Here is a 12128-nt window from a genome sequence, read left to right as displayed (position 1 = left end):
GACATAATGCTAACTGTACGGTTTTAATGTGGCGAAACTGTACGCCTTATTGGCTACAGAGTTGTGATTCAATAACGGTAGACCAAATATTGGAGAGACTGTTATGTTGAAGATGACTATGGGAAATGAAGTGAAGCTGATTGTTGTCGCGATTGTGTGTGCGCTTCTGCTTATTCTTGGCCATGTATTATTGGCAAAAGCATTCGCTGATATGGCTTGGGCGGAGTACACCACCGCTGCGATTCCATTCGTGATGATGGCGATCTGTGGCTTGGCAATAAAGTACGCTAGTAATCAAGATGTTGATTAGCACACCTATCAGGAGCTTGGTGTGGCATAACTCCTAATAACTTTTTCGTTTGTATTCTGAATATAAAAAAACCTCCGCAATTGCGGAGGTTTTTATTTTCTTTCTTTTAATTCGAGCTTAATGCGGAATTAGAAGTTTGCAGAGCGAGGAGTACGTGGGAATGGGATAACGTCACGTACGTTGCCCATGCCTGTTACGTAAGATACTAGACGCTCGAAGCCTAGGCCGAAACCTGCGTGAGGCACTGTGCCGTATTTACGCAGGTCGCGGTACCAGTTCATGTGCTCAGGGTCGATGCCTACTTCGCGCATACGCTCGTCTAGGATGTCTAAACGCTCTTCACGTTGAGAACCACCGATGATTTCGCCGATGCCTGGTGCTAGTACGTCCATTGCCGCTACCGTCTTACCGTCATCGTTCGCACGCATGTAGAATGCTTTGATGTCTTTCGGGTAGTTCTTAACGATTACTGGCGCTTTGAAGTGTTCTTCAGCTAGGAAACGCTCGTGCTCAGAAGACATATCGATACCCCATTCAACCGGGAACTCGAACTCACGACCTGAATCTAGAAGGATCTGGATTGCGTCAGTGTAGTCTACTTGTGCGAAGTCAGAAGTTACAAACTGCTCTAGACGAGTAATTGCTTCTTTGTCGATACGTTGAGCGAAGAACTCAAGGTCGTCACGACACTCTTCTAGTACGGCTTTGAATACAAACTTAAGCATGTCTTCAGATAGCTTAGCGATATCTTCTAGATCCGCGAAAGCAACTTCAGGTTCAACCATCCAGAACTCAGCTAGGTGGCGGCTTGTGTTTGAGTTTTCAGCACGGAACGTAGGACCGAACGTGTAAACTTTGCTTAGTGCACAAGCGTAAGCTTCACCGTTTAGTTGGCCAGATACTGTTAGGAATGTCTCTTTACCGAAGAAATCTTCGTTGTAGTCAACATCGCCTTTTTCTGTGCGAGGTAGGTTTTCCATGTCTAGCGTAGAAACGCGGAACATTTCACCTGCACCTTCAGCATCAGAAGCAGTGATCAGCGGGGCAGATACCCAGAAGTAACCTTGCTCGTGGTAGAAGCGGTGGATCGCTTGGGATAGGCAGTTACGAACACGCGCTACTGCACCGATTACGTTTGTACGTGGACGTAGGTGAGCTACTTCACGAAGGTATTCGATAGAGTGACGAGTTTTCGCCATTGGGTATGTTTCTGCGTCTTCAACCCAACCAACAACTTTAACTTCAGTTGCAGCAAGCTCAAAATCTTGACCTTTCGCTGGAGACTCAACAATCTTACCTGTTACTTCAACAGAGCAGCCAGTCGTTAGCTTTAGTACTTCGTTTTCGTAATTATTAAGATTATTAGGGACCACGGCCTGAATCGGGTCGAAACAAGAGCCGTCATAAATGGCAAGGAAAGAGATTCCAGCTTTGGAATCACGACGTGAACGGATCCAGCCGCGAACAGTTACTTCACTGTCTACTGCTAGCTTGCCGCCAAGTACGTCTTTTACAGGCGCGTAAGTCATGTTGGTTTCATTCTCCATTGAGGGACAAATTCAACGCAATGTTTGCAATTGATTGTTTATAGTTCGCTACATTTTGAACAAAAAACAATCGAAACATTGAGTTGTATAAACTTTTTAAATCAATGGAACATATTACCTGTCATACGGAGAGCTTCAACCTTTATTCTTGCTTGTAGAAAGAAATATTGTGGATGTCAGCCATAAAACCCAATAAGGGTTGGTTTTTTGTTCGATCTCTTAGTCTGTTTCCACTTATTGCATGTTGTCACGTGCCACGCCTGTGATGAATTGGTCGCTGCTCTATTGTAATCTTTGTTTCCAATAATGATTGTGTGATTGCATTGAACCTCACACTATATAGTCGCGGTTTCTCCTATTTAGGAGACCATTCACCCTCTTTGTTTGTCGCGAATTCACTTTGCTGCGAATTAAAGAATCACCAGAGGAATTTAATATTCACGTGTTAATTACGCCGCCTTAGCCCCTGCATTCTCTCTACACCCGCACTTTTCGAGCGCTCGCTCATTCATGAAAAACAGTCGAATACAATATGTCTGAACAAGGCAGGATAGGCTGTACAAGTAAAAGAGAATTACATGCTTAATTATTTAAAAACACACTGGTTATCGAATATCAAAGGAGATTCATTATCTGGGATTGTGGTAGCACTTGCATTGATCCCTGAAGCTATCGCATTTTCCATTATCGCAGGCGTCGACCCTAAGGTGGGTTTATACGCTTCATTCTGTATCTGTGTTGTCACCGCTTTAGTGGGTAGCCGTCCGGGGATGATATCCGGTGCGACAGGAGCAATGGCGCTATTGATGGTGACTTTAGTCAAAGAGCACGGACTTGAGTATCTGCTTGCTGCATCATTTCTTGCTGGTGTCATCCAAATTCTTGCAGGCTATTTGAAGCTGGGTAATCTGATGAACTTCGTGTCTAAATCTGTGATTACCGGATTCGTGAACGCTCTCGCCATTCTTATATTTATGGCTCAATTGCCGGAGCTTACCAACGTACCTTCAAGCGTATATCTGTTGGTTGTGTTGGGGCTGGCGATCATCTATTTGTTACCTTACTTGCCGAAATTGGGCAGCGCAATTCCATCACCCTTGGTGGCAATTATCGTGCTCACAATCATCAGTTTGATGTTTGGCCTAGAAGTGAGAACCATTGGTGACATGGGCAAACTTCCTGATTCGTTACCCGTGTTTTTAATTCCGAATATTCCATTCACACTTAATACCTTCGAAATCATACTTCCATATTCCATCGCTTTGACAGTCGTTGGCATACTGGAATCCTTGATGACTGCGACCATTGTTGACGATCTGACGGATACCGAAAGTAATAAGAACAACGAGTGTAAAGGGCAAGGTGTCGCGAACATTGTTGCGTCACTGTTTGGCGGTATGGCGGTATGGCGGGCTGCGCGATGATAGTTCAGTCGATCATTAACATTAAGTCAGGCGGCCTAACCAGACTATCTAGCATGATTGCTGGTGTGGTTCTATTGCTTATGGTGGTGTTCGCTGCAGACTGGTTAAAGCTGATACCGATGGCGGCACTTGTCTCTGTGATGATCATGGTATCGATCGGTACCTTCTCTTGGCGATCGATTGTCGAACTTAAAGATCATACCTTACCGACCAATGTCACCATGCTGGCAACGGTTGTGGTGGTAGTTCTTACTCATAACCTAGCGATTGGTGTCGCGGTTGGCGTGGTGCTTTCGGCCCTATTTTATGCTCACACGAGTAAGTCTATGGTCTTTATCTTCGATGAAGTCGTGACCAATCAAATGCATACCACTCATAAAGTTAAGGGGCATGTGTTCTTTGCTTCTTCTGATGCCTTTGTTGATTTGTTCGATTACGACAAGGCGACGTCGTTGGTCACGATCGACATTTCCGAGGCGTCATTTTTAGATAACACCTCGGTTGAAGCCCTCGATAAGGTGGTCTTCAAGTTTCGTAAGAAAGGGGCTTATGTCGATGTATCTGGAATGGATGAGGTCAGTGCTAAGTTAATCTTCAAACATGCGATGTACCACAAGCATAAAGATTTATCAGCGGTGTCGATTACGCACTAGCGGCTGTTTGAACATAGAGTTTATAGCCTAAGTAATGGTTACGTAGAAAGGTGAAGCGCTCGTGGTTGAGCGCTTTTTTGTTGGGTGACAGTTAGCTATTGTTCTCGGTTTAGGCTTTGTCTTTTCTACAAGATAAAGTGAACTGATTAATCAGGGATTCTAGGTGGTCAGACAGCTCTTCTAGATCAGTACTGATATTACGCGTCTCACCTGCCGATAGTGATGTGTCGTTAGCGTGCGATGTGATGGTTTCGACTTTCTGCTGAACATCTTTGGTTGCCTGGGTAGTAGATTGCGTCTGTTGTTGAATGTTCTGCGCATGGGCGAGCACCTGTTTCATCTCTTCGACAACACTATTCATTTCAATAGAGAGTGCATCAATGTCGGTAGAGCTTTGGTGTGCTTGTTCGCACACGCGATCGGCAGAGGTTAATGACTCTTCGCTGCATTGTTGGAATTGGTGAATAATTGATTCAATACTGCCCGTGGCCTCTGCTGTTCGAGAGGCGAGGTGGCGAACCTCGTCCGCAACGACTGCAAATCCTCGGCCTTGTTCACCTGCTCTCGCAGCTTCGATTGCAGCATTGAGTGCTAAAAGGTTGGTTTGATCGGCAATGCCACGGATCACACTCAATATCGAAGACACTTCGCCTGTCTGTTCGTTGAGTGTGGTGATCTTATGTTTCACCTCTTCAATACTAGTAACAAGGTTCTTTATCTCGCTACTTGCATCATGGGCTTGGTTCGCACTTTTACATGCCACATCCGAAGTGTGATTGATGAGGTCAGATGCGGTTAATGTCGCTTGTTCTACATTCACCTGCTGAGCTTGTATTCCTTCAACATTACTTTGTACTTCAGCGGTCTCATTCTGCTGGTCGCTGGCGGCTTGCTCAGTAATTTGTGCGACGCTCGTCAGTTGATTAGCGGACGCGTTCAGCTTATGAGAGGTATCTTGTACTTGTTCCAAACTGCTTGATACTGTGCCCATAAACGAGTTAATTGATTTCGCCAGAGTGCCAATTTCATCTTGGCTCTGTTCCGGTAGGCGAGTGGAAAGGTTCTTATCGCTGCTGACTTGAGTCATAAAGCGAGAGGTTTTCTGAAGCGGGCGTACAATGATTTTACGAATCAGCCCCATCGTCAACACAAAGCCAGCAAAAGAGATCACTGCCATGATACCGATCGCAGCCATAGTTTGAGTGTTGATCAGCGAGTTAACATGACTCAGATTGTACTCTAGTCGAATTGCACCCAATACTTCACCTTCTGGTGCCATATGACACGCGACACAATTGGTACCACGATAATTCTCACTCGACTTCATTGGTAGAGCTATCACCAAGCCTTTACCCCAGTCAGCAGAAAATGGTTCGATGACGGTTTCGCCTGACAAGGCTCTTTTGTCAATCTCATCTACGGGTGTTTGGTTCTCGCTACCTGGTCCATATAACTTACTTACGGCATCGGCGCGTAAAACTCGAACGTCTTCAATACCTTCTTGCGCGAGCGCTTTCTGACGAAGCGTTTCTTTCTGTGCCATGGTGCCAGTTAACATCATCATGTTGAGGCTATCGAAGTAGTTGCTCGCTTTATCGTGAAGCTGTTCGCTCAACACCGAATTAACAAGTTGTTTTTGCTGGGAATATTGAAAGTAGGTGGATATTGCCAGTAGAAAGGTGAATACAATGGCAAGAGCAACCAGGATCTTGAAGGTTATTGTTGAGCGCATAGGTGTTTTTATTAATTCTGATGACGCGACTACTGTACTGGTAAGAGACCTTACCACCTATGGGGTATATTGAATTGTGTGACCATACTCCGGTTGTGGTTTTGTTTCTGTGATGTAGCGAGTTTGTATGTCAATTGGCGTCACACATGAGAGTCTAAAGAACGAGGGCTCAGTTTGGGCTGCTAGTGTAGTAAGTGAGTGGCAGCTATTACACATAAAATTGCTGTTTTGGATGGTCGAGTTGTATTAGTCAGGTTGTCTTCTATTAATAATGATTATTGTTTTTTGATGTTTGGTGGTTAATTAATGTCCAAATGCTTGTTTTGTTCAATTTAATAGCAAAAAATGTGGTTATAGCGTTGTGTTTCAGAGTTCATTCGATAATATGAAGTGACCTCTAATGACAGAGGAAGGGCAGCAACGGATACGCTGCTTTAAATAATATGGAATGTGACTTATTGATATTGGACACATACATGAAATTCAAGATTACATCACCGATCATCGAACCCACAGAAGGGTCACCACATCAGAACATGGCTTCTTCATCTGCTCACACCTCTCTATACTCTCGCTTGTACTACTCGTTTTCTACTGCCTTTTCGCGATTTAACTCCGCTTATCGCTCCTATCGATATTCGTTTTAAAGCTTAACTTCTTTCGAATTTTCTTTGCATCTTGGTTGATGACAGAGAACTACACCTATTAAAAACTAAATAAATAAGTTAAAGACAATGAATATTAAAATGATGGGTAGCTCCCTAATTATCGCTGGTACCGCTCTTGGTGCTGGTATGCTTGCAATCCCAATGGTATTAGCTCAATTCGGATTGCTTTACGGCACACTGCTAATGGTTCTGATCTGTTTCGGTACCACTTACGCCGCATTACTACTTCTTGAAGCAACCATCAAAGCGGGTGGTGGCTTAGGATTAAACTCTATCGCTAGAAAGACACTTGGCAAACAAGGGCAGCTGATCACCAATGGTCTGCTTTACGCCTTACTGATTTGCTTGCTAATGGCTTACATCTTAGGTGCGGGTGACTTGCTGAGTAAGTTGCTGTCTAACCTCGGTGTCGATATTACTGCAACAACGAGTCAAATTACTTTTACCTTGATTGCCGGTGCTGTTGTGGCGAGTGGAACAGGCGTGATTGATAAGCTCAACCGTGCACTGTTCTTCGTGATGCTAGCAAGCTTGTTTGCAACGATGGCGTTTCTAGCGCCAAGCATGACGCAAGATAACTTACTGCAGGTAACGAGTCACAATCATGTGGACTTAATCAAAACGAGTGCAATCCTGTTCACTAGCTTTGGTTTCATGGTGGTGATTCCAACGTTGGTTTCTTACAACCATGAAGCAACCGATAAACAGCTTCGTAATATGGTGATTGTAGGCTCGCTTATTCCTTTAGTGTGTTACCTATGTTGGTTGTTTGCCGTGGTAGGTAACTTGAGTGAAGAGCAGTTTAGAAGCTTCCACAATGTATCTGACTTGATGGCTGCATTTGAAGCTCAGTCGCCATGGGTTGGTACCGTGCTATCTATCTTCACTGGTTTGGCTCTGCTGACTTCGTTCTTTGGTGTGGCCATGTCGCTATTCAACCAAAACCGAGATATGTTCAACCAGAACACGGCGGTGACTTACTGCATTAGCTTTATCCTGCCGCTAGCGGGTTCACTGCTGGCTGCGGATAAGTTTCTACAAGTGCTGAACTACGCTGGCATCATTCTGGTGTTCTTGGCGGTATTCGTTCCTCTGGTCATGGTTCACAAGCAACGCTTTATGAAAGTAGCAGAAGACAGGTACAGCGCAGAAGGTGGCAAACCAATGATGCTTTTCTCATTGTTGTTTGGTTGCTTCTTACTTATCTCTCAAGTGATTTAATCAATCGATTCAGTTGCTGTGACTGGCAGCAACTGATAATGAGGTATACAAAAAGGAACGCATATGCGTTCCTTTTTATTGCTCGTTTGTTAGCGAGAGTCGATTAACAAACAACCTTAACAGCCAAACCACCTTGAGATGTCTCACGGTATTTAGCGTTCATGTCTTTACCTGTTTCTAGCATTGTTTCGATAACTTTATCTAGAGAAACAGTAGGAGCAGAAGAACGACGAAGTGCCATACGAGCAGAGTTGATTGACTTCACTGCAGCAATACCGTTACGTTCGATACATGGTACTTGTACTTGGCCTGCAACTGGGTCACATGTAAGACCTAAGTTGTGCTCCATGCCAATTTCCGCAGCCATACAGACTTGCTCAGGGCTACCACCCATAAGCTCAGCAAGACCAGCCGCAGCCATCGAACATGCCACGCCAACTTCACCCTGACAGCCAACTTCTGCACCAGAGATAGAAGCGTTACGCTTATAAAGACCACCGATAGCGCCAGAAGCCGCGAAGTAACGGATGTAGTCTTTCTCAGTCACAGTCTGGATGAACTTATCGTAGTACGCCAGAACAGCAGGGATGATGCCACATGCGCCGTTTGTTGGTGCAGTAACTACACGACCGCCAGCTGCGTTCTCTTCGTTTACTGCGAATGCGAACATGTTTACCCAGTCAACAACAGACATTGGATCGTTTGTTGTTTTTTCTGAAGTCATTAGCTGTTGGCGTAGTGCAGCAGCACGGCGAGGTACACGCAGCGGACCAGGCAGGATACCTTCAGTATTCATACCGCGATCCATACACTCACGCATTGTTTTCCAGATGTTTGCGAAGTAAGTACGAGACTCTTCGTCAGAGTGGAAAGCTGCTTGGTTCTTCATAACCAGAGTGCTGATAGAAAGACCGCTGTCTTTACACTGATTAACTAGCTCTTCAGCTGTTGTGAATTCGTAAGGTGCTTTGATTGGGTTCTCTTCTTCTTTGCCGAAGTTCTCTTCGTCAACGATGAAACCACCACCAATTGAGTAGTAAGTTTTTGAGTATGCAACTTCGTCGTCAATCCACGCGTGGATGCTCATGCCGTTCTCGTGCAGAGAAAGGTTGCTAGTATGGAAGTTCATACCACCATCGCGAGGGAACGAAACTGTGTGACAGTGCATGCCAACAGGAAGGCGTTCAGTTTCTTCTACGCGAGCAATAAAGCCCGGGATAGAATCGATATCAACACGCTCAGGAGTATTGCCAGCAAGACCCATGATGATTGCGATATCTGTGTGGTGACCTTTCCCTGTCAGTGATAGTGATCCATATACGTCAACGGTGATTTTAGTGATGTCGCGCAATTTTCCCATTGAACGTAGGTCATCAATAAATTCTTTACCCGCTTTCATTGGTCCAACTGTGTGCGAGCTCGATGGACCAACACCGATTTTATAGATATCAAATACACTAATCATAGCGATTACCTCAAAAAGAGAGCCTCCCAAGGGGAGTAGGGAGGCTCATTTATTATCATTATATTTTGTGTCTAATCTTGCGATATAAGATGAAAAGCATCTTATAAAAGCTGCTTATAGATTAAAGAGCGCCGTAGATTACAGAACTAATAGCCGCTAGACCACATAAAGCTGTAAAGATTTGTACAGGTGCTGAAGTTTTGTACTTAGCCATTGCTGGTACTTTGTTCATCGCGAATACAGGCATTAGGAACAGGATAGCTGCAATCATTGGAGCACCCATTGTTTCAATCATGCCTAGGATGCTTGGGTTAACTATCGCAACAATCCAAGTAGTCACAACGATGAACGCTAGAGATACTTTTTCGATAGTGCTTACTGAAGAACCAGAGCGAGACTTGATTAGACCAACAAGACCTTCGTGAGCACCTAGGAAGTGACCGAAGTAGCTAGAAGTGATTGCTGCGAACGCTACTAGAGGCCCCATGTAAGAGATAAGTGGAGACTCGTGAACGTTAGCTAAGTAAGAAAGTACAGAGATGTTTTGTGCTTGCGCTGTTGCTAGTTGCTCTGGAGATAGAGAAAGTACAACAGAGAATACGAAGAACATAACGAAACCCATTAGCATCATTGCCGCACCGCCAGTGATAGCGTCAGTTTTCTTAACTGCGTTTTCACCGTATACACGACGTTGCTCTTTAGAGAACTGAGAGATGATTGGGCTGTGGTTGAAAGAGAACACGATGATTGGAATTGCAAGCCAGATAACAGAAGGCATTGTTGACCATTCAGGCGTTACTTCCATCATTGAAGTGTTCCAATCTGGAACTAGGTAGAAAGACAGTGCTAGTAGGATGAATACTAGTGGGTAAACCATTGCTGAAGTTGCTTTCAACATTAGATCTTTACCGAATACAACGCCCGCTGTCATAGCAAGAATAAGTGCACCAGAAAGAAGAGGACGAGGAATAGACTCCATGCCCATTTGGTTTACTAGGAAAGAATCAACAGTGTTTGTGATACCAACACCGTAAATCAGAACGATTGGGTAGATAGCGAAAAAGTAAGCGAAAGTAATAAGGTTTGCGCCGGTCTTACCGAAGTGTTCTTCTACTGTATCTGTAATGTCAGCTTCAGGTTTTTTTGCAGACAGTACGAAACGTGCTAGAGATTTGTGTGCGAACCAAGTCATTGGTGCAGCAATAAGAGCTAGGATAACTAATGGCCAAAAACCACCCGCACCAGCTTTAATTGGAAGGAATAGTACGCCAGCACCAACTGCTGTACCGAATAGTGATAAACACCAGGTAAAATCTTTATAGTTAAACTTGCTTGAATCTTTAACGGCATTTGCCGAAGAAGTTGTTGTGTTCATGTTAAATTACTCATTTTTTGGGAACAGGAAATAAGTCGGGGCTAATTCTGCAGAATTTTCTTCGGCAAAAAATAGATCTAAATCATGTAATGAAACGGCGTGTCACATGATATGCGAAAAACGGATTTTTGATCACGAAAATGCCGTGCTACATGTGATTTATGTTCATGTCTGACATTATTTTTTTTTATCCGAAAGGGGTGTCTGTACAGATTTATACCAAGTAAACGTTTGCGTAAAATTGCATTAATAAATCTGTTCCATGGAAAGGCTGGCGTTTGTTAACAGAGATTAAACAAAACGTAGTTGCTATGTAATTTGTTGCACTACATGTTGCTGCAATGATTGGATGATTTGTGCCGTGACGCCCCATATAAGGTGCTCTTCGAAGGGCATGGCGAAAACACGATGTTTGATTTTCTTAAAGTTTACTGTGTGGCTATGCAGCTTCGCTTGGTCTAAAACATAGGTAGCTGGAACTTCAAAAATGGACGCAACCTCGTTCTCATCAATGATGGGTTTATAGTCAGGATCGACTAATGCGACAATTGGTGTAACAGAAAATTTACTAATAGTACTCAAGGTGGGTAATTGCCCAACAATTTTAACCTGATCCGATCGAATTCCTACCTCTTCATGAAGCTCTCTAAGTGCAGTAAATTGCATAGATGGGTCGGAAAGCTCGTGTTTACCGCCAGGAAAGCTAACTTGCCCCGGGTGATGCTTTAAATGAGCCGCTCTTTTAGTAAAAATGACATGTAAACCATCTTCCCTTTCAACTAAACCGACCACAACGGCCGCTTTGCGCAATTCATCATCACTAATATGAGAAACGCGCTCTACTGATTCAGGGTGATAACCAGCAGGAGGGTTAAGTTGAAACTGCTGAAGGAAATTATCTCGGTTCATAACATGCCAATATATTGATTATTATGCCTTTAAGTATAGGCACAACCGACAGTGGAACGCCAACCTAACCATCATCGGAGCTGTTAACCTTTAGAACTGCCTGTGATTGCTTTGGCTACTTACTGTTTCTCGGTTTTTGCTATATTCAATATGAGCATATGGGAGAGTCAACTTGGGCGAGGTCATAAAATTAACCAAGAAAACGTACTTTTTTTGATTAAGAATTTGATAGCAACAACTTAGTGACTCATTCTAAAAAGAAATAGATCAAAAGGTATGAGATGAAAGGAATCATATTCACCGAATTTTTAGAGCTTGTTGAAGATAAGTTCGGTTTAGAGCTTTTGGAAGAAGTGCTAGAAATGTCGGAAGATGAGGGGATCTACACAGCGGTTGGTAGTTATGACCATAAAGATCTAGTGAAGCTCATCATTAACCTAAGTAAAAAAACGGATATTGATGCCGCCAGCTTGCAACGAGTGTTTGGCCAATCGGTGTTTAAGAATCTATTGGCTTCAATTCCAAATAAAGCGAGTCTCAAACACAGCAACACGACGTTCCAATTTATTCAGCACGTTGAGCGTTACATTCACGTTGAAGTGAAAAAGCTCTACCCAGACGCTGAGCCACCGGAGTTTAGCTTTATCACGACAACAGAAGCCCAGCTTGTTTTCGATTATAAAAGCGCACGATGCATGTCTCATGTTTGTTTAGGGCTAATCGAGGGTTGTGCCGAGCACCATGGCGAATCGATTGTAGTTGACATGACACCTCAAAATGATGACCAAAGTGTGGTTAGGTTTAATCTCAAAGTAGACAAGTAA

General features: G+C 43.8%; 8 protein-coding genes and 1 pseudogene. 4 read left to right on the top strand and 5 right to left on the bottom strand.

What is annotated here, in order from left to right:
* Positions 1 to 103: 103 nt before the first annotated feature.
* Complete coding sequence (locus tag JC606_RS11395; RefSeq protein ID WP_004741584.1) at positions 104 to 310, top strand: hypothetical protein; 207 nt, start codon at positions 104 to 106, stop codon at positions 308 to 310.
* 128 nt (positions 311 to 438) lie between these two features.
* On the opposite strand, the gene asnS is transcribed toward JC606_RS11395, so the two are convergent.
* Positions 439 to 1839: an asparagine--tRNA ligase gene (gene asnS / locus JC606_RS11390; RefSeq protein WP_137407529.1), complete on the bottom strand. Its 1401-nt coding sequence runs from the start codon at positions 1837 to 1839 to the stop codon at positions 439 to 441.
* Between the two features lie 596 nt (positions 1840 to 2435).
* Between asnS and JC606_RS11385 the strand changes: the two are divergent.
* Positions 2436 to 3934 (top strand): annotated as a pseudogene (locus tag JC606_RS11385) (SulP family inorganic anion transporter).
* Between the two features lie 109 nt (positions 3935 to 4043).
* Here the strand turns inward: JC606_RS11385 and JC606_RS11380 are convergent.
* Positions 4044 to 5666, bottom strand: a complete 1623-nt coding sequence (locus JC606_RS11380) for a methyl-accepting chemotaxis protein (protein ID WP_198778622.1) — start codon at positions 5664 to 5666, stop codon at positions 4044 to 4046.
* 734 nt (positions 5667 to 6400) lie between these two features.
* Here JC606_RS11380 and JC606_RS11375 point away from each other — a divergent pair.
* Positions 6401 to 7555 carry an amino acid permease gene (locus JC606_RS11375; RefSeq protein ID WP_170222443.1) on the top strand — a complete coding sequence of 385 codons (1155 nt, stop codon included), beginning with the start codon at positions 6401 to 6403 and terminating at the stop codon, positions 7553 to 7555.
* A gap of 103 nt (positions 7556 to 7658) precedes the next feature.
* On the opposite strand, the gene JC606_RS11370 is transcribed toward JC606_RS11375, so the two are convergent.
* The 3 genes from JC606_RS11370 to JC606_RS11360 all read right to left on the bottom strand — a co-directional run bounded on the left by JC606_RS11370 (position 7659) and on the right by JC606_RS11360 (position 11304).
* Positions 7659 to 9020, bottom strand: coding sequence for an L-serine ammonia-lyase (locus JC606_RS11370; RefSeq protein ID WP_137407526.1), 1362 nt, complete (start codon positions 9018 to 9020; stop codon positions 7659 to 7661).
* 121 nt (positions 9021 to 9141) lie between these two features.
* Positions 9142 to 10395, bottom strand: coding sequence for an aromatic amino acid transport family protein (locus JC606_RS11365; RefSeq protein ID WP_198778621.1), 1254 nt, complete (start codon positions 10393 to 10395; stop codon positions 9142 to 9144).
* 309 nt (positions 10396 to 10704) lie between these two features.
* Positions 10705 to 11304 (bottom strand): CoA pyrophosphatase, encoded by a 600-nt coding sequence (locus JC606_RS11360; protein ID WP_137407524.1) that lies wholly within the window; start codon positions 11302 to 11304, stop codon positions 10705 to 10707.
* A gap of 281 nt (positions 11305 to 11585) precedes the next feature.
* Here JC606_RS11360 and JC606_RS11355 point away from each other — a divergent pair, with 281 nt between their 5' ends.
* Positions 11586 to 12128: a heme NO-binding domain-containing protein gene (locus JC606_RS11355; RefSeq protein WP_198778620.1), complete on the top strand. Its 543-nt coding sequence runs from the start codon at positions 11586 to 11588 to the stop codon at positions 12126 to 12128.

Source organism: Vibrio sp. IB15 (genome assembly GCF_016406055.1).
Taxonomy (GTDB): Bacteria; Pseudomonadota; Gammaproteobacteria; order Enterobacterales; family Vibrionaceae; genus Vibrio; species Vibrio chagasii.
This window is presented reverse-complemented; position numbering and strand designations above follow the sequence as displayed.

Excerpts from the sequence above, each read along its gene's own strand:
- JC606_RS11375 (WP_170222443.1), top strand. The coding sequence starts at position 6,401 with ATGAATATTAAAATGATGGGTAGCTCCCTAATTATCGCTGGTACCGCT.
- asnS (WP_137407529.1), bottom strand. The coding sequence starts at position 1,839 with ATGACTTACGCGCCTGTAAAAGACGTACTTGGCGGCAAGCTAGCAGTA.
- JC606_RS11365 (WP_198778621.1), bottom strand. The coding sequence starts at position 10,395 with ATGAACACAACAACTTCTTCGGCAAATGCCGTTAAAGATTCAAGCAAG.
- JC606_RS11380 (WP_198778622.1), bottom strand. The coding sequence starts at position 5,666 with ATGCGCTCAACAATAACCTTCAAGATCCTGGTTGCTCTTGCCATTGTA.
- JC606_RS11355 (WP_198778620.1), top strand. The coding sequence starts at position 11,586 with ATGAAAGGAATCATATTCACCGAATTTTTAGAGCTTGTTGAAGATAAG.
- JC606_RS11395 (WP_004741584.1), top strand. The coding sequence starts at position 104 with ATGTTGAAGATGACTATGGGAAATGAAGTGAAGCTGATTGTTGTCGCG.
- JC606_RS11360 (WP_137407524.1), bottom strand. The coding sequence starts at position 11,304 with ATGAACCGAGATAATTTCCTTCAGCAGTTTCAACTTAACCCTCCTGCT.
- JC606_RS11370 (WP_137407526.1), bottom strand. The coding sequence starts at position 9,020 with ATGATTAGTGTATTTGATATCTATAAAATCGGTGTTGGTCCATCGAGC.